The organism is Nocardia cyriacigeorgica (genome assembly GCF_010858045.1).
Lineage (GTDB): Bacteria > Actinomycetota > Actinomycetes > Mycobacteriales > Mycobacteriaceae > Nocardia > Nocardia cyriacigeorgica_E.
This window is the reverse complement of the sequence record NZ_JAAGVC010000001.1, coordinates 23,794-50,212: the sequence shown is the minus strand read 5'-3', so window position 1 is coordinate 50,212 and position 26,419 is coordinate 23,794. Positions and strand designations below refer to the sequence as shown.

Below are 26,419 nucleotides of genomic sequence, written 5' to 3'. Positions count from 1 at the left end.
GGTTCGGTCTCGCTTCCCTCGAAAACGATGCTGACCAGCCTTTGCCTCGGTTCCGTCGGCCATCAGTGGTGGTCCGGCGGCGTCACGCAGCGCCGGTGAGATAGCTCCGCAGCATCGCCGTGACCTGGGTGATCTGGGCCAGCGGGACCCGCTCGTCACGTTTGTGCGCCAGGTTCGGATCGCCGGGGCCGAAGTTCACCGCGGGTACGCCACGGGCGGCGAACCGGGAGACGTCGGTCCAGCCGTACTTGGCGCGCACACCGGCGGCACCGTGCGCGTGCACGGTGGTGATCAAGTCCTTGGCCGCGGGGGCGGTGAGGCCGGGCAGCGCGCCGGGCGCCGCGTCGGTGACCTGGAAATCGAGCTCGAGACCGGCGAACACCTCGCGGACGTGCTCGGTGGCGTCGGCGGCGCTGCGGTCGGGCGCGAACCGGAAGTTCACGTCGACCTCGGCGGCGTCGGGTACCACATTGCCCGCCACCCCACCGGCGACCCGCACCGCAGACAGACCCTCGCGGTACACACAGCCGTCGATATCGACCTGGCGCGCCCGGTAGTCGGACAGCCGCTGCAATACCGGCGCCAACCGGTGGATGGCGTTGTCGCCCAGCCAGGCCCGCGCCGAATGCGCCCTGGTGCCCGCGGTGGCGAGCCGGACGCGCAAGGTGCCCTGGCAGCCGGCCTCGATCCAGCCGCCGGACGGCTCACCGAGGATCGCCAAGTCGCCGTCGAGCCATTCGGGGCGTTCCCGCTCGATCCGGGCCAGGCCGTTGAACTCGGCGGCGATCTCCTCGCAGTCGTAGAAGATCAACGTCAGGTCGTGCGCGGGTTCGGCGACGGTCGCGGCCAGATGCAGGAACACCGCGTCACCGGATTTCATGTCCACGGTGCCGCAGCCGTACATCACCGGCTCGCCGTCCTCGGTGTCCATCCGGCTCGGCACATTGTCGGCGATCGGCACGGTATCCAGATGCCCGGCCAGCACCACGCGGGTCGGCAGGCCGCGATCGGTGCGCGCGAGCACCACATTGCCGTCGCGCACGATCTCGAAGCCGCTGGTCTGGGTCCGCAGCGCGGCCTCCACCGCGTCGGTGACGGCCAGCTCGTCCCTGGACACACTCGGGATGTCGACGAGGGCGGCGGTGAGGGCAATCGGGTCGGCGCGCAGATCGAGGGTCACCGGTTCAGGGTAGTCAGCGGGTCTCCGGCGGCAGCAGCGACGAGGCGCAGGCGGCGCCGTGGGACGAGGCGAAGGGCCCGTGGATCGAGGCGAAGGCGCCGTGGATCGACGCGAAGGCCCCGTCGACCGACGCGAAGGCCCCGTCGACCGACGCGAAGGCCCCGTGGGGTCGACGCGAAGACGTTGGCGAGACAGTGCCGGCCCAGGGTGACTGGACGCCGACGCCGGGGCAAGTCGGTGCGACGGCGACAGGACGGCGGGCAGCTACCACGGGAACCGGCGACGGCCACGCACCGAATCACCCGCCGGCGATGCCGTGATCTGCGCGGCAGCCGGTGACGTGGCTGCACCACGGGAGCCGGACGGTCGGTAGGCTCTGCTGACGTGAGCATTCAGGGAGCAACTGCAGTCGGTATCGCCAATGTGACCGCGGACGGCACCGTCCTCGACACCTGGTTCCCGAATCCCCAGCTGGGTGAATTCGCCGAGACCGCGACCAAGCGGCTCGACGAGGTGCCCGCGGAATTCGCCGCGCTGGTCGGTCCCGACGAGGCCCGCGGCGTCGAGGTGATCGCGGTGCAGACCACCATCGCCGACCTGTCCGCCGCGCCCGTCGACGCGCACGACGTCTACCTGCGGCTGCATCTGCTCTCGCACCGGCTGGTTCGTCCGCACGAGGTGAGCCTGGAAGGCCAGTTCGGCCTGCTCAGCAATGTGGTATGGACCAACCACGGCCCCGCGGCGGTTGAGGGTTTCGAGACCACCCGCGCCAAGCTGCGTGCCCGCGGCCCGGTGACCGTCTACAGCGTCGACAAGTTCCCGCGCATGGTCGACTATGTGGTGCCCTCCGGCGTGCGCATCGGTGACGCCGACCGCGTGCGCCTCGGTGCGCATCTGGCCTCGGGCACCACCGTCATGCACGAAGGCTTCGTCAACTTCAACGCAGGCACCCTCGGCGCCTCCATGGTCGAAGGCCGCATCTCCGCGGGCGTCGTGGTGGGCGACGGCTCCGACATCGGCGGCGGCGCCTCCACCATGGGCACCCTCTCCGGCGGCGGCACCACCGTCATCTCCATCGGCGAACGCTCCCTGCTCGGCGCCAACTCCGGCCTCGGCATCCCGCTCGGCGACGATTGCGTCCTCGAAGCCGGCCTCTACCTCACCGCGGGCACCAAGGTCACCACCCCCGACGGGACCACCGTCAAAGCCGCCCAGCTCAGCGGCCAGAACAACCTACTGTTCCGCCGCAACTCCGTCACCGGCGCCGTCGAGGTCGTGCACCGCAAGGGCACCGGCATCGAACTCAACGCGGACCTGCACGCCAACGACTGACCGCGGTCGCGCGGTAGCCGCCCGGGCACTCGCGGCAGGTCCTGTCGGCCGTGAGTCCCTGGGGCGACACCATCGATGTGCGCCACCAGGCGGCCGACAACGCGCTGCTGGCCAAGTCGGTAACCGCGCTCGTTCGGCGCGGCGCCGCATCAGCCGAGCAGCTTCTTCTGCACCTTGCCCATCGCGTTCCGCGGCAACGTGTCCACGATGCGGATTTCGCGGGGGCGTTTGTGGATGGAGAGTTGCTGGGCGACGTGGTCGATGAGGTCGGGTTCGGCCGGTGCTTCCATACCGGCGCGAGGCACGACGAAGGCGACGATGCGTTGGCCGAGGTCGGGGTCGGGGAGGCCGACGACGGCGGCTTCGGCGACGGCGGGGTGGCCGAGGAGGGTGGTCTCGACTTCGCCGGCGCCGATGCGGAAGCCGCCGGATTTGATGAGGTCGACCGATTCGCGGCCGACGATGCGGTGGAAGCCGTCCGGGTCGATGACGGCGACGTCGCCCGTGCGGAACCAGCCGTCTTCTGTCCAACAGCCGGACGTCGCGTCCGGCCGGTTGAGGTAACCGTCGAACAGCATCGGCCCGCGGACCTGGAGTCCGCCGATGCTTTCACCGTCGTGTGGGACGGGGGCGCCGGATTCGTCGCGCAGCCGGGTTTCCACACCGCGCACGGGCAGGCCGACCCAGCCGGGGCGGCGTTCGCCGTCGGCGCGGGTGGACAGGGTGATCATGGTTTCGCTCATGCCGTAGCGCTCGACGGGCGCGTGGCCGGTGAGTTCGGCGACGCGTTCGAAGACCGGCACGGGCAGCGGTGCGCTGCCGGAGACCAGCAGCCGCGCGTCGGCCAATTGCTTCGCCGCGTCCGGGTTTTCCGCGATGCGTGACCACACCGTCGGCACCCCGAAGTACAGGGTGCCGCGAGCGGCGGCGTAGGCCTCCGGCGTCGGCTTGCCGGTGTGGACGAGCGGGCTGCCGACCCGGAGCGCGCCGAGCACACCGAGGATGAGCCCGTGCACGTGGAACAGCGGAAGTCCGTGCACCAGAACGTCGTCGGCGGTCCACGACCAGGCTTCGGCGAGGGCGTCCAGACCCGCGGCGATGGCGCCGCGACTGAGCATCACGCCCTTGGGCAGGCCGGTGGTGCCGGAGGTGTAGAGCACGAAAGCCGTTGCCGCCGGGTCGGGTTCGGGATAGGTGTGCCACGACCTGGCATGCAACCGGACCGGGACCACCGGAAGGTCGGTACCCTCCGGCGCTTCGCCGAGCCAGGCCTGCGCACCGGAATCGGCTAGGATATGGGCGGATTCGGCGGCGCCGGCATCCGGTGGCACCGGCACGACCGTCACGCCTGCGATCAGGCAGCCGACCACGGCCAGCACGGTGGTCGCGGTGGGCCGGGCCAGCACCGCCACCCGGTCGGCGCGGGCGATGCGCTCGGCCACCGACGTCGCGGCGCCGAGCAGATCGCTGCGCGAGAGGGTGACGCCGTCGATGGTGACGGCGTCCGGGATATCCGCGCCCGCGGCGACGGCGAGCGGGTCCAGGGAGCGGAGCAGCAGCGGCGGACCGTAGGGCATCCGCTCACGCTACCGCGCCCGGTCCGAGCGACGCGTCCGGAGGAGGCACCTCGGCGTCACCGCCGATGCACCGGGAGGGCCGCCCGAACCCACGGGTCCGGAGCAGGCAGCTCGCCCAGCAAGGCATCGGGAGCGACGCCCGCGTGCGGGGCGGGCGGCAGAAGCCGGCGTAGCGTCACCACAGCGGGCGGCGAAGCGTTGCCAACCCGATCCCGCGATGGGCCGGGCACCGTTGACACCCCCGATGACGCGGTGAGAAAGTAGTTGTACAACCTTCTCAACGGCGAGACGGGGTCCACGATGACCAGCACTGCACGCGCGAGCATCGACTCGCGCACCGGCGAATTCGATATCCGCCGCCATATCGACGGTTCCGCCGCGCTCTTCGGCGCCGCCGCCAACGTCATCATGCAGCTGAGCCACCCGAGCGTCGGCTACGGCGTGCTGGAGAGCCCGGTGGACAGCGGCAAGATCCTGCTTCATCCGGTCAAGCGAACGCGCACCACGCTCACCTATCTGGCCGTGGCGATGCTGGGTAGCGAGGACGAACGCGCCGCCTACCGCGCGGCCGTCAACGGCTCACATCGCCCGGTGCGCTCGACCAAGTCCAGTCCCGTGCAGTACAACGCCTTCGATCCGCGCCTGCAACTGTGGGTGGCAGCCTGCCTGTACTGGGGCGGGCGCGATCTGCACGACCGTCTGCACGGCCCGATGGACGACGCCGCCGCCGACGCCTTCTACCGCCACGCCGCCCGGTTCGGCACCACCCTCCAGATGCCGGAACACCTGTGGCCGCCCGATCGCGCCGCCTTCGAGCGGTACTGGACCGAGAACCTGGCCGCCACCTCCATCGATCCGCCGGTGCGTGCGATGTTGAACGCCATCGTCGACCTGAAGATGTTCCCGCGGCCGATGCGGTTGCCCGCGGTGCTGCGCTTCCACCGCTTCGTCACCGCCGGGCTGCTGCCGCCGCATCTGCGCGAACAGATGGGCATGTGCTGGAGCGAGCAGGATGAGCGCAGGCTCGGCCGTTTCCTGCGCGGGGTCGGCGCGATCGAAGCCAGGCTTCCGGTGGCGGTGAAGACCTTCCCGGTCAACGCTTTTCTGGCCGATATGCGGCTGCGCCGCCGCCTGGGGAGGCCGCTGGTCTGAGCGTTCAGGGAATTCGGAACGACACCACCACGTGGTCGCGGGCGAATTCCCGCGCCGCCGCGTCGTCATCGAGCGGGATCACCGTCTGCGGAGTGAGCGCCAGCGACAGCGCGGTTCTGGCGATCATCTCCGCCAGCGGCAGCGGGTCGTAGTCGGGCAGTTTGCCCTCACGCTGCAATCGGGTGATGAACTCCGCGACGTAATCGCGGCCGAGTTCGATCACCGGCGCACCCTTCACCGTCAGGTACGGCAACACGATCTCGGGTTCGGTCTGCAACAGCCGATCCAGCAGCTTGTTGCTGCGCAGGCCGGCGAGGAAGGCCACGAACAGCTCGACGATCTGATCCTCGGCGCCGGCGTCGCGCTCGATCTGGCGCTGCACCGCGGCGTCGACGCCGTCGATGAATTCGCGCGTCTGCTGTAACCCGACGGCCTGGATGAGGTCGGTTTTGCCCGCGAACCGCCGGTACAGCGTCGCCAGCGACAGTCCGCCGCGCCGCGCCACCTCACCCATGCTGGTGCGTTTGATGCCGAAGTCCAGGAACGCGAGCAGGGCCGCGGACAGCACGGTTTGATCCTGATCCTTGCGCTGGGTACGCACCAGCGGCAGCAGATCGGCCAGCGCCGCCATATCGGCACCTCCGCGAGAGTCGGCGAAACAATGACTGACCAAGCATTGCACAGTTTCATCGTCGATTGACACATAAGGTGAGCGAGTGAGAAGGTTTCCGCGTAACCTTCTCATCGGAAGTGAGGTCAACGATGACCGCTGTCGCGCCCGCCACCACCGGCGGACCCGTCCCGGCGCCACCGGCGGACTTCGTCGTCGAGGACTACATCGACGGCGTCTCCGCCTTCCTCGGCGGCACCGCCAACGTCATCATGCAGCTGGGCCTGCGCCCGGTCGCCTACGGCGTGCTGGAAAGCGATGTCGACAGCGGCAAGGTGATGGTGCATCCGCTCAAGCGGCTGCGCACCACGCTCACCTACCTCGCGGTCGCGATGATGGGCAGCGAGGCCGAACGCGCCGCCTACCGCGAGGCCGTCAACGGCTCGCACCGCAGCATCCGCTCCAAGCCGTCGAGCCCGGTGAAGTACAACGCCTTCGACCCGAACCTGCAACTGTGGGTGGCGGCCTGCCTGTACTGGGGCTTCGCCGACATGCTCGACAAACTGCGCGGCGGCATCGACGAGGACGCCGCGGACGCCTTCTATCAGCACAGCGTGCGCCTGGGCGCCACCCTCCAGATGCGTCCGGAGATGTGGCCCGCCGATCGCGCGGCCTTCGCCGAATACTGGGAGACCAACCTGGCCGCCACCGCGATCGACCCGGTGGTGCGCGACTATTTCAACGATCTGATCGACCTGAAGATGATGCCGCGGGTGGTGCAGGTGCTGTTCGCGCGGTTCCAGCGTTTCGTGGTCACCGGTGTGCTGCCGTGGCATCTGCGCCGGGAGATGGGCATGCGCTGGTCGGCGCGGGACCAGCGGCGTTTCGATCGGCTGATGCGGCTCATCGGCGCGATCGTCACCCGGCTGCCCGAGCCCGCCAGGATGTTCCCGTTGAACTTCTATCTCTGGGATCTACGCCGCCGCATGCGCAAGGGCCTGCCGCTGGTGTGAGCGGGCCGTGTCGCCGGCCGGTCAGCGTCCGGCCAGGGCACGCAGGAAGAAGCCGAGGTTGGCCGGCCGCTCGGCCAGCCTGCGCATGAGATAGCCATACCACTGGTCGCCGTAGGGCACGTACACCCGCATGGTGTTCCCGGCGGCGGCGATCCTGGCCTGTTCGTCCTCGCGGATGCCGTAGAGCATCTGATATTCGACATCGCCCGCACCGCGCCCGGTGTCGGCCAGCAGCCAGTCGGCGGCGGCGATCATCTCCGGATCGTGCGAGGCCACCATCGGATAGCCCTCGCCGCGCATGAGCACATCGAGGCAGCGCCGATAGGAGGCGTCGACCTCGTCGCGGTGCTGATAGGCCACCTCTTCCGGTTCTCGATAGGCACCCTTGCACAACCGGATCCGCGAACCGGGGCCGGCGAAATCCCGGCAGTCGGCCTCGGTGCGGCGCAGATAGGCCTGCAATACCGTGCCGAGCCACGGGAACTCCTCGCGCAGTTCGGACACGGTCGCCAGGGTGGCATCGGTGGTGGTGTGGTCCTCGGCGTCGACGGTGACCCAGATGCCCGACTGCACCGCTTTGGTGCACAACGTCCGCAGGTTCTCGGTAGCAATGGCGGGTCCGTCATCGGGCAGCGCCTGCCCCAGCGCCGACAGTTTCACCGATACCTCGAGCGGCGCCGCACCCGTGGGACCGAGCGAAACATCCAGTGCGGACAGGTCATTGAGCAGCGACAGATACTCCGCGACCGCCGCGTCGGCCTGCGCGCGGTCGGTGGTGTTCTCGCCGAGATAGTCCACGCTCACCGCGCGCCCGCTCGCGAGCAGCTGCCTGGCCACCGGGATCAGCTCGGCCCTGGTCTCCCCCGCCACGAATCGCCGCACGATGTCCGCGGTCACCGGCGTGCCGGTGACCAGCCGTTTCAGCCGCGGCGACCCGGCAGCGGCGAGGATGGCGGGCCGTAGCGGATTCACGCCTGCTGTCCCATATGCGGGTACCGGTGATCGTCGGGTGGGACGAAGGTCTCCTTGATCACTCGCGGCGCGACCCAGCGCAGCAGATTCAGCGGCGAGCCGGCCTTGTCGTCGGTGCCGGAGGCGCGCGCCCCGCCGAAGGGCTGCTGCCCGACGACCGCGCCGGTGGGCTTGTCGTTGACGTAGAAGTTGCCCGCCGCGAACCGCAACGCCGCCGAGGCCTGCTCGATGGCATGCCGGTCCTGGGCGAACACCGCGCCGGTCAGCGCGTAGGGCGCCGCCGACTCCACCTCCGACAGGATCGACGAATAGGCGCCGGGCTCGCCGTCGTCGTAGACGTGCACCGACAGGATCGGGCCGAAATACTCTGTGGTGAAGGCCTCATCGCGCGGATCGTCGGCCAGCAGCACCGTCGGCCGGACGAACCAGCCCTCACTGTCGTCGTAGCCGCCGCCGACCGGGATGCTCAGCCCGGCCGAGCGGGCGCGTTCGATGGCGGCCACGCTCTTGTCGTAGGCGCGCCGATCGATCAGCGCGCCACCGAAATTGGACAGATCGGCGACGTCACCGTAGGCGAGGTTCCGGGTCAGATCCAGGAAGTCGTCGCCCATCTGCCGCCACAGGGAACGGGGCAGATAGGCGCGGGAGGCCGCCGAACACTTCTGGCCCTGATATTCGTAGGCCCCGCGGACGAGCGCGGTGGTCAGGGCCGCGGGATCGGCCGAGGCATGCGCGACGATGAAATCCTTACCGCCGGTCTCCCCCACCAACCGCGGATAGCCGTGGTACTTGCCGATATTCGCGCCGACCTGACGCCACAGGAACTGGAAGGTCGTGGTGGAGCCGGTGAAGTGGATGCCGGCCAGCCGCGGGTCGGCCAGCGCCACCTCCGACAGATCGACGCCGTCGCCGGTGACCATATTGATCACCCCGGGCGGCAGACCCGCCGCTTCCAGCAACCGCATCGTGTAATACGCGGCCAGCGTCTGGGTGGGCGACGGCTTCCACACCACGGTATTGCCCATGAGCGCCGGCGCGGTAGGCAGATTGCCCGCGATGGCGGTGAAGTTGAACGGGGTGATGGCGTAGACGAAACCCTCGAGCGGCCGGTAGTCCATCCGGTTCCACACACCCGCGCTGGATCGGGGTTGCTGTTCGAGGATCTCGCGCGCGAAGGCGACGTTGAACCGCCAGAAATCGATCAGCTCGCACGGGGCATCGATCTCGGCCTGCTGCACCGATTTCGACTGGCCGAGCATGGTGGCGGCGGCGATGGTTTCCCGCCACGGCCCGGACAGCAGATCGGCCGCGCGCAGCAGCACCGCCGCGCGTTCGTCGAAGGGCAGCGCGCGCCAGCCGGGTGCGGCGGCGATGGCGGCATCGATGGCGCCGCTCGCTTCGGAATGGGTGGTATCGGTGTAGGTGCCCAGGATCTGGCGGTGCCGGTGCGGGGCGACGATCTCGTGCCTCGCGCCGATGCCCGGCCGGTGTTTACCGCCGATCACCAGCGGTATCTCGACTCTCTCGGCGGAGATGGCGGCCAGCTTGCTCGCCAGCCGCTCCCGCTCGGGACTGCCCGGTGCGTAGCTGTGCACCGGCTCGTTCGCAGGGGCAGGGACAACCGTGACAGCGTCCATAACCCAGGCTAACTCCGGTGTGGCGCGTGGCGCAGAAACCACGCCCACCTGCACCGAAGCAGTTTGCCGGTAGTGCAGGGAGCAGGGACGGGTGCGGCAGGCGCGCGGCGATGCGGCCGGGCCCGGCCCTCAGCCCGCGGCGAGCCGGGTGGCCGCTTCGGCGATCCGCTCGTCGGTGGCGGTCAGCGCGATGCGCACATGCTCGGCGCCGGCCGGACCGTAGAAATCGCCGGGGGCGGCGAGGATGCCGCGTTCGGCCAGCCAGTCGAGGGTGTCGCGGCAGGGTTCGTCACGGCTGGACCACAGGTACAGGCCCGCCTCGGAATGGTCGATGCGGAACCCCGCGGCCAGCAGTGCGGTGCGCAGCGTGTCGCGGCGGGCGCGGTACCGCTCACGCTGCTGGTTCTCGTGGGTGTCGTCGCCGAGCGCGGCCGTCATCGCGGCCTGGATCGGGAACGGCACCATCATCCCGGAGTGCTTGCGCACCTCGAGCAGTTCGGCGATGAGTGCGGCGTCGCCGGTCACGAAACCCGCACGGTAACTGGCCAGGTTCGACGTCTTCGACAGCGAGTGCACCGCGAGCAGACCGGTGTGGTCGCCGTCGCAGACCTCGGGATCGAGCACCGACACGGCCCGACCTTCCCAGCTCAAACCCAGGTAGCACTCGTCGGAGGCGACGATGGCCCCGCGTTCGCGGGCGAACGCGACGACCTTGCGCAGATGCTCGACCCCGAGCACCTTGCCGGTCGGGTTCGACGGCGAGTTGAGGTAGATCAGCGCGGGTGACTGCGGGCCGAGCTGGGTCAGCCCATCCGCGCGGGCGATCCGAGTACCGGCCAGCAGGGCGCCGACCTCATAGGTCGGGTAGGCGACCTCGGGGATCACCACCAGCTCGTCGGCGCCGAGGCCGAGCAGCCGCGGCAGTCCGGCGATCAGCTCTTTGGTGCCGATCACCGGAAGTACGGCCGCCGGATCGATCCCGCTGATCCCGTACCGCCGCCGCAACGCCGCCACCGCGGCCGCACGCAGCGCGGGGGTGCCGTGCGTGGTCGGATAGCCGGGAACCTCGGCGACCGAATTCAGCGCCGCGCGGATCAGCGGATCGACCGGATCGACCGGCGTACCGACCGAGAGGTCGACGATCCCACCCGGATGCGCGGCGGCTTTCGCCTTGGCGCCCGCGATGGTGTCCCACGGGAAATCGGGAAGCAGCGAACTGACCCGCACCCGGGCCGCGTGACCGGTACTCGACAACCCAGCGCTCACTCAGCAGCCATGGGCGGCAGTTCCTTGATGAACGGCGGGTCGTAATCGACCTTGCCCACCTTGGTCGCGCCGCCGGGCGAACCCAGCTCGTCGAAGAAGTCCACGTTGGCGTTGATGTAGCCGCTCCACTGATCCGGGGTGTCGTCTTCGTAGAAGATCGCCTCGACGGGGCAAACCGGCTCACACGCACCACAGTCCACGCACTCGTCGGGTTGGATGTACAGCATGCGAGCGCCCTCGTAGATGCAATCCACGGGGCATTCCTCGATGCACGCCTTGTCCTTCACGTCAACGCACGGTTCAGCGATGATGTACGGCACTGCCGTTCTCCTAGTCTGTCCTCACCTCGGGGGTACTGCGCCCGGCACAAGTATCCCTGGCGCCTCACACGTTACCCTCGGTCAGCCTGCCCTAACTTCGAGCGGTGGCTCAGTGGATGGATAGTTCGAGTCCCGCCACGGGCCCACGACCCGCCGGAACACCATAGGTGGTGGTGCGTTCGCGGACCGGGCGGCCGATGCCCGCGGCGATCTCGGCGAGTTCGGCCACGGTCTTGGCCGACCCGTGTTGCGAGCCGGCCATGCGGGAGATGGTCTCCTCCATCAGCGTGCCACCGAGATCGTTGGCCCCGCTCTCCAGCATCACCCTGGTGCCGGTGGTGCCCAGTTTCACCCAGCTGGTCTGGATGTTGTCGATGCGCCCGTGCAGCATGATCCTGGCCAGCGCGTGCACCGCCCGATTGTCCCGGTTGGTCGGCCCCGGCCGCGCCGCGCCCGCCAGATACAGCGGGGCACTCTGATGCACGAACGGCAGCGGCACGAACTCGGTGAAACCGCCGGTGCGATCCTGGATATCGCGCAGCACCCGCAGGTGCCCGACCCAATGCTTCGGGTTGTCGACGTGGCCGTACATCATCGTCGAACTCGACCGGATTCCGACCTCGTGCGCGGTGGTGATGACGTCGATCCAGGCCGAGGCGGGCAGTTTGCCCTTGGTGAGCACCCAGCGCACCTCGTCGTCGAGGATTTCCGCGGCGGTTCCCGGAATGGTGTCGAGCCCGGCTTCCTGCAGCGCCACCAGCCAGTCGCGCACGCTCTGCCCGCCGCGCGAGGCGCCGTTGACGATCTCCATCGGCGAGAAGGCGTGCACATGCATCGACGGCACCCGCGCCTTCACCGCCCGCACCAGGTCCGCGTACCCGGTGACCGGCAGATCCGGATCGATGCCGCCCTGCATACACACCTCGGTGGCGCCGTCGACGTGCGCCTCCCAGGCCCGGTCGGCGACCTCGTCGGTGCTCAGGGTGAACGCGTCGGCGTCGCCCTTGCGCTGGGCGAACGCGCAGAACCGGCAGCCGGTGTAGCAGATATTGGTGAAGTTGATATTGCGGTTCACCACGTAGGTGACCTCGTCGCCGCAGACCTCGCGGCGCAGGCCGTCCGCGAGTGCGGCGACCGCTTCCAGGTCGGCGCCGTCGGCGGTGGCCAGCGCCAGGTACTGCGCGTCGGACAGGCCGGCCGGATCGCGTTCGGCGGCGCGCAGCGCGTCGAGCACGTCGGCGTCGAGGCGTTCTGGGGTCGCGGCCAGGTCGCGGGCCTGTTCGCGCACGGTGTCCCAATCGCCGAAGGCGCTGCCCAGATCGCTGCGGGTATCGGTATTGCGGCCGTCGGTGTCGATGGCGGTGTTGAGGTCGACGCGCCCGGCCGACTCCCAGGATTCGTCGGGTTCCTGCCAGGGCAGTCCGACCGGAATGGTGTCCGGCCTCGCCAGGCCGGTTTCCGGATCGGTCAGCGCGGCCACGTGCGCCCCGATGCGCGGATCCACCCACGGGTTGCCCGCGAGCACGTACTTCGGATGCGCGGAGGTGCGTTCGACCAGCTCGAATCCGGCGGCGGCGGTGAGTTCGGCGAGGGTGTCGAGGTTGGGCCAGGGGCGTTCGGGGTTGACGTGATCGGGTGTCACCGGCGAAACCCCGCCCCAGTCGTCGATGCCCGCGCCGAGCAGCGCGGTGCACTCGGCCTGCGAGACCAGGTTCGGCGGGGCCTGCACGGGGACATCGGGGCCGAGCAGCAGCCTGGTCACCGCGATGGTGGCCAGGAATTCGTCGATGTTCGCGTCGGGGGCGTCGCGCATGGCGGTGTCGTCTTTGGCGCGGAAGTTCTGCACGATGACTTCCTGGATATGCCCGAATGCCTTGTGCTGCTTGCGGATCGCCATGATCGACTCGGCCCGCTCGGCCATCGTCTCACCGATGCCGACCAGAATGCCGGTGGTGTAGGGCACCGAGAGCCGGCCCGCGTCGGTGATGGCGCGCAGCCGCACCGCCGGATCCTTGTCCGGGCTGCCGTAATGGCAGTTGCCCTTCTCGGTGAACAACCTGGTCGCGGTGGTTTCCAGCATCATGCCCATGGACTGGGCCACCGGCTTGAGCCGCGAGATCTCCTCCCAGCTCATGACCCCTGGGTTCAGGTGCGGTAGCAGGCCGGTCTCCTCCAGCACCAGGATCGAGACCGCGCGCAGATAGTCGAGGGTGGAGTCGTAGCCGCGTTCATCGAGCCACCGGGCGGCCTCCGGCCAGCGGTCCTCCGGCCGATCACCGAGGGTGAACAGCGCCTCCTTGCAGCCCAGCTCCGCCCCGCGCCGCGCGATGTCGAGCACCTCATCCGGCTCCAGGAACATCCCGCGGCCCTCGGCGCGCAGCTTGCCGGGCACGGTGACGAAGGTGCAGTAATGGCATTTGTCCCGGCACAGGTGGGTGAGCGGGATGAAGACATTGCGCGAATAGGTGATCGTCCGGGGCCTGCCCGCCGATTCCAGGCCTGCATCACGCACCCGGGCCGCGCTGCGGCACAGATCGGCGAGGTCGTCGCCGGTGGCGTGCAGCAAGACCGTGGCCTCGTCGACATTCAGGGTCACCCCGTCGCGGGCCCGGCGCAGGGCCCGGCGCATGGCCGATGAGCTCGGCGGTGGGGACGGAACGGTCGGCTCGGGTAGGTCGATCACGCCCTCGATCATGCGCCACACATCCGGAACTGTCTCCCTCCAGGCTTGTGAGCGTTGACAACTCCCCGGCCTCGCGGGCTATTCCAGCCACGGCGTGCCACGATGGCAATCATGTCGCAGCCGCGCACGATCATGGCCGAGCCGGCCTGGCGTCCGAGTCCCAAAGCGAAACTGCTCTGGACCCTGCAATCGGTACTGGCCTGGCTCATCCCGCTGGTGGCGCTGCTGGTCTGGGCGGCCTTCGACTCGGCTCATCGTTCGCTGCAGGGCACGGCCACCGTGCTCGTCCTCGTGATCGCGGCGATCAGCATCGCCGTGGTGCCGTGGTGGCGCTACCGGGTGCATCGCTGGGAAGTCACCGATCAGGCGGTGTACACGCGGGTCGGCTGGCTGACCCAGGAGAGCCGGGTCGCGCCGATCTCGCGCATTCAGACCGTCGACACCGAACGCGGGCCACTGGAGCGTCTGCTGGGGCTGGCGACGGTCACCGTCACCACGGCGTCCTCGGCGGGCGCGGTGGAGATCAGCGGGCTGGAACAGCCGGTGGCCGAGCAGACGGTGACCCGGCTGACCGAGATCGCGGCGCTGCACCGCGGAGACGCGACATGAGCGCAGCACCCGGCGGTGGGCCCGGCGCCGACCAGTCGGGGCCGCAGGCCGAGCTATCGAGGCCGCAGGCCGAACTGCCCTGGCTGCGGCTGGACAAGCGGATGCTGCTGGTGCATCCGGTCAACGAAGTCGTCCGGTTCATCCCGGTGCTGCTCGGCACGCTGATCCTCGGCACCAGCAGCGGCAACCACGGGTGGAGCGTCATCCCGTTCGTCGCGATCGTCGGCTACGCGCTCACCCGCTGGTTCACCACCACCTACCGGGTCGGGCCGACCCACGTCGAACTGCGCACCGGCTTACTCCAGCGCAAGAAACTGGCGGTGCCGCGTTCCCGGATCCGGTCGGTGGATATCGAGGCCGACCTGCTGCACCGGATCCTCGGGCTCGCGGTACTGGCCATCGGCACCGGCCGGCACGCCGAATCCGGTGAGAAATTCCAGCTCGACGCCCTGGACGCGGACGTGGTGCCCGCGCTGCGCACCGAACTGCTCGCGCACACCAGGGATCCACACGTCGACGCCGACCGGCCCGAAGGTCCACCGCCGCAGGCCGAACTCGACGCCACCGGGCTCACCACCGACGCCGCCCGGGTGGATCGTGGCCGCGAGATCGGGCACTGGCGCGCGGCCTGGGTGCGCTACGCGCCGCTGTCGCTGACCGGTTTCGCCATCGTCGCGCCGATCGTCGGCGTCGGGTTCCAGTACGGCCTCGGCGAAGTGGTGTTCCGCTCGGACGCGGTGCATTCGGTCGAGGGTCGCGGCACGCTGCTGCTGATCCTGTTCGGACTCGGACTGCTGATCGCGGTCGTCCTGGTGACGAGCCTGGCCGCCTGCGCGCACTACCTCGCGACCTATTTCGGCCTACGGGTCACCGATAACGGCACCACCCTGCATCTGCGTTACGGCCTGTTCACCACCAGGCAGGTCACCCTCGATCTCGCGCGGTTCCGCGGTGCCACCGTCAACGAGCCGCTGCTGCTGCGCCTGGCCGGCGGTGCCGCGCTCGAGGCCATCATGACCGGGCAGAACCCGCGTCAGAAGATCCTGCCGCAGGCGCCGCGTGCCGCCGTCGACCACACTCTCGCGCACCTGCTGAGCCCGCATGCGGCGAAGTATCCGGCCGGGACCTCCCACGCCCGCGCCGCCGGGATGAGCGCTCCCGCGATCGTCGCGGCCGCGGCACCCGCGCGGGTGGAGCTCACCCCGCACGGCCCGGCCGCGCGGCGCCGCCGCTACACCCACGCCATGTGGCCGGTCCCCGTGGTCGCCGCCGTGCTGCTGCTCTCCGCCCTGACCGGTGCATCGATCTCCCCGTGGTGGTGGCTGCTTCCGGCCGCCCTGATCCCGCTCACCGCGGCCCTGGCCGAGGATCGCTACCGCGGCCTCGGACACGCCGTCCTCCCCGCCACCGCGACCGCACCCACCTGGCTGATCACCCGCTCCGGTTCCCTCGACCGCGACCGCGACTGCCTGGAAGCGCCCGGCATCATCGGCTGGACCGTCCGCCAGACGTTCTGGCAACGCCGCGCCGGCCTGGCCACCGTCACCGCCGCCACCGCCGCAGGCAAAAAGCGCTACCACGTCATCGACCTACCGCTCGATCAGGCATGGGCTCTCATCGAGACGGTGACACCGGGCCGGCTGGGAACGAAATAGCCCGAGACTCAACATAATCGCGCTACCGTGCGGAGTAGCCGACCCACCTGAGTCCCCGATACGATGTGAGGGTCGACACAGCACACCGGAGGGGCAGTGGCTGTTTTCATCAGCTATCACAGCAGCAAGCGCGCTGTCGTCGAACATATGGCGAACTACTTTGCCCGCCACGACATCTCCACCTGGTACGCGCCGCGCGATGTTCCGCCCGGTTCGAGCTGGGATGAGGCTATTTCACACGCAATCCGAGAGTCCACCGCACTTGTTCTGTTGTTCTGCGCCTCCGCCGATTCCAGTGTTCACGTCAAGCGGGAGATCCATCTGGCCGACAAAGCCAAGATCCCGATCTACTGGGTCCGGTTGGAGAAGGTGCAGCCCGAACGACTCGGGTACTACTTGGCCCCGACCCAGTGGGTCGACTGGCTCGATCAACGTGACAGCACGCTCGACGCCCTCGTCGGCGACCTCAAACGTCCGTCAGCGGAAGGCCGTGCCCTCGAACCGAAACGGGGAGCCACCCCCCACGAGAACGAGACTGTCAGCCCATGGCCTGCGACCACGATTGCCTTCGACAACGATCGGCTGGCTGCTGAAGCCGCAGCACACGTCTACTTCCGGATCGCACAGGATTCACCGGACCGAAGCCTGGTCCTGCCAACCGGCCGAACCGCCACACAGCTCTTCCGCGCAATGCACCGGACGGCACAGCAGTATGCACCGGATCCCTTCGGCGAGGCGAGAATCATCACCGACACGGAGACATTCGGTGTCTTCGAACGCCATCACACCTCGCGTACCAGGCATGTACTGGAGACGTTGATCGAACCACTCACCGAACGTGGGCTCGGGCCGCGCCCGGAGCAGCTGCATCTACTGTCCGGGCAGATCACCGACCGCGATCCGCTGGTCCAGGCGCAGCGGGTGATTCGGGTGTGGCCACCGGCTGTCCACGCCATCTCGATATCGCCGGCCGGTGAAGTACTCGGGTACGAGGTCGGGATGTACACCGACCCCGAGCACATCGTCGGTGACGGGTGCCGCATCGTCGAACTGACCGAACACGGGCGTAGGTATATCGATCCCAACCAACCCTCCAGGTCCGTATTGACGATCGGACTCGCGGCGGCGCTGGAATGTCCCGGGCTGATGGTGCTGGCACTGGACATGAGCAAGGCCAGAATCCTGCATCAGATGACACATCACCCGGAAACAGCGGGTGTGCCCGCAACTCTATTGCGCCGCAACACAACCGCGGCGATCGTGACCACACGATCGATCGCCGAGGCAGCAGCAATACGGGATTTCCGGACCCCGACATCGGCGGAAGAAGGTAGTGAATGGATTCTCGGCAGCTTCAACTGAAAGCGTCCCCCCGAATAGTGGTCGCCGGCATGGCCACCATCGATTACCTCTACGTGCTGGACAGTCATCCACTCGAAGACACTGAGAATCCGGTGCGACGACACTCGGTAGTCGTCGGCGGACCGGCCGGGCGGGGCGCCATCGCGGCTGCACGCCTCGGCATGGGCAACGTCCAGCTCAGTGCCATGTGTGGTGTGGGCGTGCACGCTGAAGTATTGCGGCAACAATTGGCGGAGGAGCCGATTGATACCACCTTTCACGAAACCGAGCAGCCCAGTCAGCATTCAAGCGTAATCCTGGCCGCGGACACCGGTAGCCGGACTACCATTTGGACCGCGCAGCCGCGGGCCGATGCGGCCATGCTGGCCTCATTACCCGACCTGTTCGTCGGCGCCGATGTCGTCCTGCTGGACTGCACCGATCCGGTTCTGAGCAAGTCCGCAATCTCAACGTGCCGCGCGCTCGGCATTCCAACTGTGATCGACACCGGCGGGTACAAAGAGTCCAGCGAGGAATTCCTCGCCGACGTGGACTACATCGTCTCGCCCGAGAAGTTCTTCACGCGCAGACATCCCGACCTCGATCTCCAGAGCAGTATGGCCAAGGCGTTCGCTGATTTCCAGCCGAAAGCGCTGGTATCGACTCGCGGGGCGGCGGGCGGTGTGTACCTGGATGGCAGGGGCACCGCCGAATACGACGCGCTGGCGGTCGATCCTGTCGATACCTGCGGCGCGGGCGACACTTTCCATGGCGCGTTCGCATGGGCGGTCGGCGCGGGCGCGGATATCGAGTGGACATTGCGGATTGCGGCGTGGTCGGCAGGGCGCAAGTGCGCGGTTTTCGGCAACGACGGCATTCCCGGGCGCGCGGAGCTGACCGAATGGCTGAACGCCGGCAACGTCCGGGTCGGGGAACCATGAGCGCAGCCGACGATCCGGTATGGGCAAGGCTGACCGATCAGATCAGCTGGTACAGCACGAGGAGCTCGCAGGCTCAGCGCGCCTACCGTCGGGTGAAGTTCGGCCAGATCGTCGTGGGCTCGACCGTGCCGGTCCTCGCGGCGCTATCGGCCCCCGCGACGGTCACCGCTGCGGTCGCGGTGACCGTCGTCGTCGCCGAGGGCGCGCAGCAGCTGTTCCAGTGGCACACCAACTGGATGCTGTATCGGTCCACTGCCGAAGCACTGAAACACGAGAAGTTCCTCTACCTCGCGAGTACTGGACCATATGCGGGTCCCGACGCTCGGGCAGTCCTCGCGGCGCGGGTGGAGAGTCTCGTATCCGACACCAACACCACATGGGCTGCTGAACACGAGCGGCAGGCTGGTAGCTCGGGCGGCCCGCCGGTGACGATTCCCGAGAGCCTCTGATTCTGGAGCCCGGGTCGGGTACCGACTGTGCGCGGTCGTCACCTCGACGGTGACGTCCGGGGTCGATTCGTCTGTAGATAGACATAGATCAGGGGTGGGGCCAGGCCGAACAGCATCAGCAGGAGGGTGCGGGCGTCGCTGCCGAGGGGGACGTCACCTCCCGGGCCGGAGCTCGCGGCGGCGAGGAACGACAGCGTCCACGCGACGATGGGGATGAGCATGACGATCGGGCGCGGGGAGACGGTGCGGGCGCCGAGCACCAGCAGTACGTTCACCACACCGGCGATGGGAGCCGCGATCGGGAAGGCGACGCTGCCCAGATACAGCGGCAGATAGAGCACCTCCAGAATCAGCGTGATCACCGCGTCGACGACCAGCGCGAGCATGATCAGCGCGCCGAGGGCGGCGTACACGGGCCGGGGCAGGCGCAGGCGGGACCGCGACGGGGCCGGCTTGCCCGCCTGGTCGTCCACGGCGGCCGTCACGCGACCGGCGGGTAGCCGAGCAGCGTCAGCAGATGGCTCTGCATATCGGCGAACGCGTACAGCACCGACATGTAGAGCTCGTGCTGATGTTGCGCGCCGGGACGCAGGCTTTCCACGAATGCCACGATGGCGTTCTGGAGCTCCCAGTTGTACATGCGATCGAGTTTAGGCGGGCGCGGCGAACAGATCGTGCTCACGCCCATCCGGGCCGAGCGGCCCGCGGACGCCGCGGACCAGCACGAAATGTTCCTCCGGCAGCACCGGCTGGGCGATGTTGTTCGACAGCGCGAACTCGCGCCCGGACGGCGCCACCGTCACCTGAGTGGCGTGCGCGCGCAAGGCCTCCCGCTTGGCCGCCAACACGTCCGAGACGTCGACGGTGGTGGTGACGGTGCTGCTCGGCACGCAGGCCAGCTCGCCTTCGGCGGGCAGGCGCCACCCGGCGGGCAGCGCACCGGGCAGCCCGTCCACCGTCCGGCGGGCCAGCGCCTCGGTGTGCAGTGCCAGCAGGTCGGCGTCGGTCACCGTCCAGTAGAACTTCGGTGTGTCCCAGCCACGTTCGGCCGCCGCATGCACCGCTTCGGTGGTGATCTGATGGGCCCGCACATGGTCGGGATGGCCGTAACCGCCCTCCGGGTCGTAGCCCACCACCACCCTTGGCCGCAGTTCGAGCACGATCTCGGTCAGCGCGTCGACCGCTTCCCGGCCCGACCGGACGAACGCGCGCGGATGCTCGGCGCTCGGGGTGCCCGCCATCCCGGAATCCCGCCAGCGTCCGGCGCCGCCGAGGAAACGCGGCGGCGCGGCGTCGAGCGCGGCCAGCGCCCTGGTGAGTTCGAGGATGCGGTAGCCGCCGAGCTGATCGGCGTGCTCGGCGCTCAGCTGCGCCCACTGCGCACCGATCACCTCGCCCTCTTCACCGAGGGTGCAGGTGACCACGGTGACCGGGATCCCCCGACGGCGATAGTGGGCGATGGTGCCGCCGGTGGTGATCGATTCGTCGTCCGGGTGCGCGTGCACCAGCAGCAGGCCGCCGGTACCGGTGGCGGGCCCGCTCATCCGACCCGCCGCCAGTTCGCCGCGTCGCCGAAGATGCCGACCTGGATGGCGCCGCTGAGCGAGGCGCCGTCCACCGACGGCCCCGAGGCCGCGACCACGTTGTCCTGCACGATCGGCAGTACCGTCGCCGCCGCCCACAGGCGTGGTTCGGCCTCGGCGAGCACCCGGGCGGTCTCGATGCCCACCAGCGCACCGTCGACGGCGGGCTGGGCGCCCGGATCGCAGATGCCCGACAGGTTGCTCGGCGCCAGCCGGACCACTTCGGCATCGGGGTCGGGATCGCCGTCCGGGCCGGGCGGTGTCACCGGCGGGCAGCCGTACCGGGAAGCCAGCACGGTGGCCGGGTCCGAACCCGCCACCTCCCAGCCGACGATGGCGTCGATGGTGCCCTCGACCAGCTCCTTGCCGTACAGCTCGTCACCGGCGACGCTGCGCACGCTGGCGTCGATACCCGCGCTGCGCAGCTGGTCGGCGGCGGTATGGGCGACGGCGAGCGCCGTGGGGTCGTTGGCGACGGCGCCGATCCGAATGGTCAGCGATTTGCCGTCCTTTGCCACCGGGCGCGGGCGCGGCGCGGGCGAGGTGGCCGAGACCACGGGCGGTGGTTCCGGGGCCCGCCCGTACCCGGATTCGGCGAGCAGGGCGAAGGCCTCGTCCTGGCTCGGGCGCGGCGGCGCGGTCGGCACATAGCCGGGATCCGACGGCGAGAGCACCTGCGCGCGCACCGGTTCCACCCAGCCGCCGGTCTGCGCGCCGACGGTGGCCAGCAGCGCCGGATCGAGCAGGGCGAGCACCGCCGTGCGCACCCGCGGGTCCACCAGATCGCCGCTACGGCCGTTCAACACGAATTGCAGTTCCCGCGCCTGCGGCATGATCGCCGTGCGCACCGACGGGATGGCCGCCAGCTGCGCCTGGGTCGCCACGCCGCCGTGCACCAGCGCCATCTGCGCGTCGCCGGTGCGCAGCGAATCCGCCACCTGCGCGGGAGTTCCGCCGCGGCGCAACAGGATCTGATCCGGCACCGCGGGCTTGCCCCAGTACCGGTCGTTGCGTTCGAGCAGGATCTCGTCCCGGCCCTGATCGGCCGATTTGATCTTGAAGCTGCCGCCGGACACCGCGATGCCCTCGGTCAGCGTGCGCTGGAAACCGCCCGGCGAATCCTTCACCAGATGTGAGGGCAACAGATTCGCGAACAACTGCCGCCACGCCGGATACGGTGCCGCCATGGTGACGGTGACGGTCTTACCGCCCGCCGTCGATGCGACGTCGGAGATCAACCGGTAGCCTGCCGGGTCCACCACACCTGGCTGGGTGATCATCTGCCGCCACAGGAACCGGAAATCCTCGGCGGCGATCGGCGCACCATCGGACCAGTTGGCCTGATTGCGCAGCTTGTAGGTGATGGTGAACGGTTCGTGCGAGGTCACCTCGGCCTGCTCGACCAGCGCCGAATCGGGCACCCACTGCGTGCCGCCGGGCACCGCGGGATCGGGCACCGGACGGAACGGGCTCGGCAGCACCATCGAGCTGACCGCCGCCGTCGCAGGCGACTGATCCGAGCGCAGATGCGGATTGAAGCCGATGCCGATGTCGTCGATGGCCACCACGACGGTGTTCTTGCCCGGCTCGGCCGGCGTCGTCTTCGGACTGTCGGTGCTCTCGATCGGCGGCGGCGGGTTCGCGGTGCACCCGGCGACCACCGGCAGCAACGCCGTCATCACAACCAGCATCGCGCGCCACATCGCGCGCCGTCGCGCCCCCGAATTCACCCTCGGCACTCTACCTCGCCATGTCGTGCTCGGCCGTGTACGCGAAACCGCCGAGCACGGGGCCCGGCGGTTTCGCGGCACGGCGTGGGATCTCGCCTGGTCGTCGGCCTACTGCGCGGCCGCGCGGTCGCGGGCCTTGCGCCGGGAGGTCTCCCTGGCCCGGTCGGTGGCGGACAGGGTCACCTTGCGCACCCGTACCACCTCGGGGGTGACCTCGACGCATTCGTCGGCGGCGCAGAACTCCATGGCGCCTTCGAGGTCGAGCTGCAGCGGCTTGGCCAGGGTCTCCATCACGTCGGCGGTGGAGGAGCGCATATTGGTGAGCTTCTTCTCCCTGGTGACGTTGATGTCGAGATCCTCGGCGCGCGGGTTGATGCCGACGACCATGCCCTCGTAGGTGTCCGCACCCGGCTCCACGAAGAACTGGCCGCGGTCGGCGAGCTGGATCATGGCGAACGGGGTGACGGTGCCCGCACGGTCGGAGACCAGCGAACCGGTGTGGCGCGCGCGGATCTCACCGGCCCACGGCGCGTAGCCGTGGAAGACGGCGTTGGCGATGCCGGTGCCGCGGGTCTCGGTGAGGAAGTCGGTGCGGAAACCGATCAGGCCACGCGAGGGCACGATGAACTCCATCCGCACCCAGCCCGCGGCGTGGTTGTTCATCTGGACCATCTTGCCCTTGCGGGCGGCCAGCAGCTGGGTGATGGCGCCGAGGTACTCGTCGGGGCAGTCGATGGTGAGCTCTTCGTAGGGCTCGTGCACCTTGCCGTCGACGGTCTTGGTGACCACCTGCGGCTTGCCGACGGTCAGCTCGAAGCCCTCGCGGCGCATCTGCTCGACCAGGATGGCCAGCGCCAGCTCACCACGGCCCTGCACCTCCCAGGCGTCGGGGCGGCCGATGTCGAGCACTCGCAGCGAGACATTGCCGACCAGTTCCTGATCCAGCCGCGACTTGACCATGCGCGCGGTGAGCTTGTGCCCCTGCACCCGGCCGACCAGCGGCGAGGTGTTGGTGCCGATGGTCACCGAGATGGCGGGCTCGTCGACGCTGATGCGCGGCAGCGCTACCGGGTTGTCCGGGTCGGCCAGGGTGTCGCCGATCATGATGTCCGGGATGCCCGCGACGGCGACGATATCGCCGGCCACGGCCACCTCGCCCGGCTGACGCTCGACGCCGATGGTCTGCAGCAGCTCGGTGATCTTGACGTTCTTGACGCCGTCGGCGTGCATCCAGGCCACGTTCTGGCCCTTGCGCAGCTCGCCGTTGTGGATGCGCACCAGCGCGAGCCGGCCCAGGAAGGCCGAGGCGTCGAGGTTGGTGACGTGCGCCTGCAGCGGCGCGGTCGGATCGCCCTTGGGTGCCGGGATGTTCTCGAGCAGCACCTCGAACAGGGCGTCGAGGTTCTCCGCGTCGGGGGCCTGCCCGTTCTCGGGGGCGACCTTCGACGCCTTGCCCTCTCGGCCGGAGGCGTAGAGCACGGGCAGATCGAGGGCGAGTTCGGCGGCCTCGGCGGCGTCGTCGTCCAGGTCGGAGGCGAGGTCGAGCAGCAGATCGTGGCTCTCCTCGACGACCTCGGCGATCCGGGCGTCGGGGCGGTCGGTCTTGTTGACGACCAGGATCACCGGCAGCGAGGCGGCCAGCGCCTTACGCAGCACGAAACGGGTCTGGGGCAGCGGACCCTCGGAGGCGTCGACCAGCAGCACGACGCCGTCGACCATGGACAGGCCGCGCTCGACCTCACCGCCGAAGTCGGCGTGGCCGGGCGTATCGATGACGTTGATGACGGTCACGGAGCCGTCGGCGTTGTGCCGGTGCACCGCGGTGTTCTTGGCGAGAATGGTGATGCCCTTCTCGCGTTCCAGGTCGCCGGAGTCCATGACCCGGTCGACCAGCTCGGCCCGTTCGGCGAAGGCGCCGGATTGGCGCAGCATGGCGTCGACCAACGTCGTTTTACCGTGGTCGACGTGGGCCACGATGGCGACGTTGCGAAAATCGCGTGCAGACGACACGCTTGTTCCTCCTGCTGTTCGGTAGATGGTGGCGACGGTGCTCACTGTCCGGCGCCCCAAGGTTCCTGACGCTCGCGCTGTACTCGATGCCGGCGCGAGCGGGACCCTACGTGGTTACGCAAGCTGCCGCCTACGGGTCCTGACCCTCGCGCCGGGGCTCCCTGTACAAAACAGGTGGAGAATGGAACTCACCGGGCATCGCGGCCAGATACACCCTACCGGCACCCAGGTGCACCTGGGACTCCACATTCGACTAAGGGTAGGCTTACTCGCCATGGGCAAGGTCAAGGCAAAGAAGGTTTCCAGCCTCAAGCCGAAGAAGAAGTGCTGCCGCAAGAAGACGCGGTGCATCAAGTGCCCTGTGGTCATCATGCGGATGAAACGCCTGGAAGCGGCGGGTGTGACGGGGAAAGAGCTGAAGAAGGGCTTGAAGAAGGCGCGCGCCGCCTGATCCGTCAAGGGCCCGGAAGCGGCAGCGGAGCGTCACCATGCAGGGCCTCCGGAGCAGGCGACATCCAACACCGACTGATCCTGCGAGGTTTCATGGACTGCGCTCATGATCATGCGCAACCGGGGTACAACGAGACAATGACCACTACCCCATTACTGTCCGACGACGAGATATCGGCGGTCCTGACCTCACTGCCCGAATGGACCCGCTCAGGGGATTCGATCAGCCGCACGATCAAAGCCGCGACGTTCCCCGCCGGTATCGAATTGGTGCGCCGGGTCGCCGTCGCGGCAGAGGCCGCCAACCATCATCCCGATATCGATATCCGCTGGCGCAATGTCACCTTCACCCTGTCCACGCACAGCGAGGGCGGGCTCACCGCGTCGGATGTGGCGCTGGCGCACGAGATAGATCGGCTGGCCGCGCAGTCCGAGTGAGCAGCCGCGGCGCGCAGATGATCCACACCAGCATCGCGAGCACGCCGGCGACGTCGACCGTCCCCAGCCAGGACAGCACCCACGGCCGGGGAATGGTCCAGATCGAGTCCTGGAAGAACGACAGCACCCACGGCGCGCCGACCAGCGCGGTCACCAGCCAGTAGCCGGCGAAGACGCGCGCGCCCGGCACCTCGCGCAGCGGCCCGTACAGCAGCCACAGCACGGTCGGCAGCAGCCAGACCCAATGGTGTGACCACGAGATCGGCGAGATGAGCAATCCGAACAGCTGCACCATCAGCAGGGTGCCGAGCCGGTCGTCGGGCCCGAGCGTGCGCCAGGCCAGCAGCGCCAGCACCGCGACGAGCACGACCGAGGCCACCCACCACGGACCCGTCTCCACGTCGTAGCCGAGCAGTCGGCTCAGCGCGCCACGCAGCGACTGGTTCCACACCGATCCCACCGGCCCGATCCGGTCGGCGTCACCGAGCAGGGTGCCGAAGTAGCGCCGGGTCTCGCCCGCGGAGATGAGGAAGCTGAGCCCGACCGTCGCGCCGAAGACCGCCGCCGACCACGCCACCGTCGCCCAGCGCCTGCGCGCGAGAAAATACAGGCCGCTGATCGCGGGCGTCAGCTTGATACCCGCCACCACGCCGACCAGCGTGCCGGAGATCCACCACCGCGCACTGCGCACCGCGAGCATCACCGCGAGCACCAGGAAGACGTTGACCTGTCCGTAGTCCATGGTGGTTCGCACCGGCTCCAGCCAGAGTCCGATCGCGGTCCAGGTGATCGACGCCGTGCGCCAGCCCGGCTGCTGCGCGGTCTCGGCGCCGAGAATCAGTTCCAGCGCGATACGCACGATCGCGTACAGCGCTGCCGCGATGGCCAGCAGCCAGGCGATCGCGACCACCGTGAAGGGCAGATAATGCAACGGGAAGAACACGACGGCGGCGAACGGCGGATAGGTGAACGGCAGCGGGAAATCCGGGGTCTTCTCCGCGTAGGTGAAGTCGTAGAGCTTGTCGGTGAGCAGGGCCGCCGAGCCGTCGACGTAGACGTGCAGGTCCACCAGGTTCATGCCGTTCGGCGCGAACAGCATCCACAGCAGCCGGGCGAGCACGCTGGCGGCCAGCGCGGCCACGGCCCAGCGGGTGTGGGTGGCCCAGCGATGCGGTGCGGCCGATCGGGCGGGCACGACCGGCGGGCATGCGTCCGTCCGAGCGCTCTGCTGGTTCAAATGCGGGACTTTCGATTCGGGCCGGGGCCGGCCGGATCGCGTCGTTCGGGCGATTCGGCGGCCTGGAATGGAAGGCTCCGACTACATTAACCGCAGTGCGGGCGGCGACCACGCTGCCCTGGCATACACATCCCCCGAACCACAAGTAACATTTGCATCAACTTTCACACCAGTAACACTGAACGGCGCTACCTTCTGATAACACGTTCGTCCACGGCGCGCATTTCCGGCACC

The 26,419-nt window shown here is 68.9% G+C and carries 24 protein-coding genes; 10 read left to right on the top strand and 14 right to left on the bottom strand.

The features are described 5' to 3' along the window. Positions 1-82: 82 nt before the first annotated feature. Positions 83-1,180: a succinyl-diaminopimelate desuccinylase gene (gene dapE, locus GV790_RS00235; RefSeq protein ID WP_163809190.1), complete on the bottom strand. Its 1,098-nt coding sequence runs from the start codon at positions 1,178-1,180 to the stop codon at positions 83-85. A gap of 384 nt (positions 1,181-1,564) precedes the next feature. On the opposite strand from dapE, the gene dapD reads away from it, so the two are divergent. Next, complete coding sequence (gene dapD, locus GV790_RS00230) at positions 1,565-2,512, top strand: 2,3,4,5-tetrahydropyridine-2,6-dicarboxylate N-succinyltransferase (RefSeq protein ID WP_036539451.1); 948 nt, start codon at positions 1,565-1,567, stop codon at positions 2,510-2,512. Between the two features lie 149 nt (positions 2,513-2,661). On the opposite strand, the gene GV790_RS00225 is transcribed toward dapD, so the two are convergent. Further along, positions 2,662-4,089 (bottom strand): acyl-CoA synthetase, encoded by a 1,428-nt coding sequence (locus GV790_RS00225; RefSeq protein WP_175585754.1) that lies wholly within the window; start codon positions 4,087-4,089, stop codon positions 2,662-2,664. 300 nt (positions 4,090-4,389) lie between these two features. On the opposite strand from GV790_RS00225, the gene GV790_RS00220 reads away from it, so the two are divergent. Further along, positions 4,390-5,241: an oxygenase MpaB family protein gene (locus tag GV790_RS00220; RefSeq protein ID WP_163809188.1), complete on the top strand. Its 852-nt coding sequence runs from the start codon at positions 4,390-4,392 to the stop codon at positions 5,239-5,241. Positions 5,242-5,245: 4 nt separating this feature from the next. Here GV790_RS00220 and GV790_RS00215 read toward each other — a convergent pair whose 3' ends face one another. Further along, a complete protein-coding gene (locus tag GV790_RS00215) occupies positions 5,246-5,872 on the bottom strand; it encodes a TetR/AcrR family transcriptional regulator (protein ID WP_036539457.1) in 627 nt (208 codons plus the stop codon). A gap of 131 nt (positions 5,873-6,003) precedes the next feature. Between GV790_RS00215 and GV790_RS00210 the strand changes: the two genes are divergently transcribed. Then, complete coding sequence (locus tag GV790_RS00210) at positions 6,004-6,864, top strand: oxygenase MpaB family protein (RefSeq protein WP_163809187.1); 861 nt, start codon at positions 6,004-6,006, stop codon at positions 6,862-6,864. Between the two features lie 21 nt (positions 6,865-6,885). Here GV790_RS00210 and GV790_RS00205 read toward each other — a convergent pair whose 3' ends face one another. The 5 genes from GV790_RS00205 to GV790_RS00185 all read right to left on the bottom strand — a co-directional run bounded on the left by GV790_RS00205 (position 6,886) and on the right by GV790_RS00185 (position 13,754). After that, positions 6,886-7,836, bottom strand: a complete 951-nt coding sequence (locus GV790_RS00205) for a proline dehydrogenase family protein (RefSeq protein ID WP_163809186.1) — start codon at positions 7,834-7,836, stop codon at positions 6,886-6,888. Continuing rightward, complete coding sequence (gene pruA, locus GV790_RS00200) at positions 7,833-9,473, bottom strand: L-glutamate gamma-semialdehyde dehydrogenase (protein WP_163809185.1); 1,641 nt, start codon at positions 9,471-9,473, stop codon at positions 7,833-7,835. The genes GV790_RS00205 and pruA overlap by 4 nt, the downstream gene beginning before the upstream one ends. A 129-nt stretch (positions 9,474-9,602) precedes the next feature. Then, on the bottom strand, positions 9,603-10,700 hold the full coding sequence (gene dapC / locus GV790_RS00195) for a succinyldiaminopimelate transaminase (protein ID WP_175585770.1): 1,098 nt from the start codon (positions 10,698-10,700) through the stop codon (positions 9,603-9,605). Between the two features lie 35 nt (positions 10,701-10,735). Beyond that, a complete protein-coding gene (fdxA, locus tag GV790_RS00190) occupies positions 10,736-11,059 on the bottom strand; it encodes a ferredoxin (protein ID WP_014352705.1) in 324 nt (107 codons plus the stop codon). A gap of 109 nt (positions 11,060-11,168) precedes the next feature. Then, the gene (locus tag GV790_RS00185; protein ID WP_163809182.1) at positions 11,169-13,754 is read right to left on the bottom strand and encodes a bifunctional FO biosynthesis protein CofGH; all 2,586 of its coding nucleotides are present in this window, start codon (positions 13,752-13,754) and stop codon (positions 11,169-11,171) included. 99 nt (positions 13,755-13,853) lie between these two features. Between GV790_RS00185 and GV790_RS00180 the strand changes: the two genes are divergently transcribed. The 5 genes from GV790_RS00180 (at position 13,854) to GV790_RS00160 (ending at position 18,737) form a co-directional block, all read left to right on the top strand. Then, positions 13,854-14,351 (top strand): PH domain-containing protein, encoded by a 498-nt coding sequence (locus GV790_RS00180; RefSeq protein ID WP_163809180.1) that lies wholly within the window; start codon positions 13,854-13,856, stop codon positions 14,349-14,351. Further along, entirely contained in the window at positions 14,348-16,006 is a 1,659-nt protein-coding gene (locus tag GV790_RS00175) for a PH domain-containing protein (RefSeq protein ID WP_163809175.1), read from the top strand. The genes GV790_RS00180 and GV790_RS00175 overlap by 4 nt, the downstream gene beginning before the upstream one ends. Before the next feature lie 96 nt (positions 16,007-16,102). Continuing rightward, a complete protein-coding gene (locus tag GV790_RS00170) occupies positions 16,103-17,368 on the top strand; it encodes a TIR domain-containing protein (RefSeq protein WP_163809167.1) in 1,266 nt (421 codons plus the stop codon). Next, positions 17,344-18,288, top strand: a complete 945-nt coding sequence (locus GV790_RS00165) for a PfkB family carbohydrate kinase (RefSeq protein ID WP_256672926.1) — start codon at positions 17,344-17,346, stop codon at positions 18,286-18,288. Before GV790_RS00170 ends, GV790_RS00165 begins: the two co-directional genes overlap by 25 nt. Next, complete coding sequence (locus tag GV790_RS00160) at positions 18,285-18,737, top strand: DUF4231 domain-containing protein (RefSeq protein ID WP_163809163.1); 453 nt, start codon at positions 18,285-18,287, stop codon at positions 18,735-18,737. Before GV790_RS00165 ends, GV790_RS00160 begins: the two co-directional genes overlap by 4 nt. A 38-nt stretch (positions 18,738-18,775) precedes the next feature. On the opposite strand, the gene GV790_RS00155 is transcribed toward GV790_RS00160, so the two are convergent. The 5 genes from GV790_RS00155 to typA form a co-directional block, all read right to left on the bottom strand. Next, positions 18,776-19,222 (bottom strand): hypothetical protein, encoded by a 447-nt coding sequence (locus GV790_RS00155; protein ID WP_163809161.1) that lies wholly within the window; start codon positions 19,220-19,222, stop codon positions 18,776-18,778. Beyond that, entirely contained in the window at positions 19,219-19,377 is a 159-nt protein-coding gene (locus tag GV790_RS30475; RefSeq protein WP_165448901.1) for a hypothetical protein, read from the bottom strand. Before GV790_RS30475 ends, GV790_RS00155 begins: the two co-directional genes overlap by 4 nt. A 10-nt stretch (positions 19,378-19,387) precedes the next feature. Continuing rightward, positions 19,388-20,281 (bottom strand): N-acetyl-1-D-myo-inositol-2-amino-2-deoxy-alpha-D-glucopyranoside deacetylase, encoded by an 894-nt coding sequence (gene mshB / locus GV790_RS00150; RefSeq protein ID WP_163809160.1) that lies wholly within the window; start codon positions 20,279-20,281, stop codon positions 19,388-19,390. Continuing rightward, positions 20,278-22,023, bottom strand: a complete 1,746-nt coding sequence (locus tag GV790_RS00145) for an ABC transporter family substrate-binding protein (RefSeq protein WP_163809883.1) — start codon at positions 22,021-22,023, stop codon at positions 20,278-20,280. The genes mshB and GV790_RS00145 overlap by 4 nt, the downstream gene beginning before the upstream one ends. A 135-nt stretch (positions 22,024-22,158) precedes the next feature. Further along, positions 22,159-24,060, bottom strand: a complete 1,902-nt coding sequence (gene typA / locus GV790_RS00140) for a translational GTPase TypA (protein ID WP_163809158.1) — start codon at positions 24,058-24,060, stop codon at positions 22,159-22,161. 274 nt (positions 24,061-24,334) lie between these two features. Between typA and GV790_RS30470 the strand changes: the two genes are divergently transcribed. Both GV790_RS30470 and GV790_RS00135 read left to right on the top strand, forming a co-directional pair. After that, positions 24,335-24,511, top strand: coding sequence for a hypothetical protein (locus GV790_RS30470; RefSeq protein WP_085996247.1), 177 nt, complete (start codon positions 24,335-24,337; stop codon positions 24,509-24,511). A 137-nt stretch (positions 24,512-24,648) separates the two neighbouring features. Further along, a complete protein-coding gene (locus tag GV790_RS00135; RefSeq protein ID WP_163809156.1) occupies positions 24,649-24,948 on the top strand; it encodes a 4a-hydroxytetrahydrobiopterin dehydratase in 300 nt (99 codons plus the stop codon). On the opposite strand, the gene GV790_RS00130 is transcribed toward GV790_RS00135, so the two are convergent. Further along, positions 24,887-26,143: a mannosyltransferase gene (locus GV790_RS00130; protein WP_163809153.1), complete on the bottom strand. Its 1,257-nt coding sequence runs from the start codon at positions 26,141-26,143 to the stop codon at positions 24,887-24,889. The genes GV790_RS00135 and GV790_RS00130 overlap by 62 nt on opposite strands. Positions 26,144-26,419: the final 276 nt, after the last annotated feature.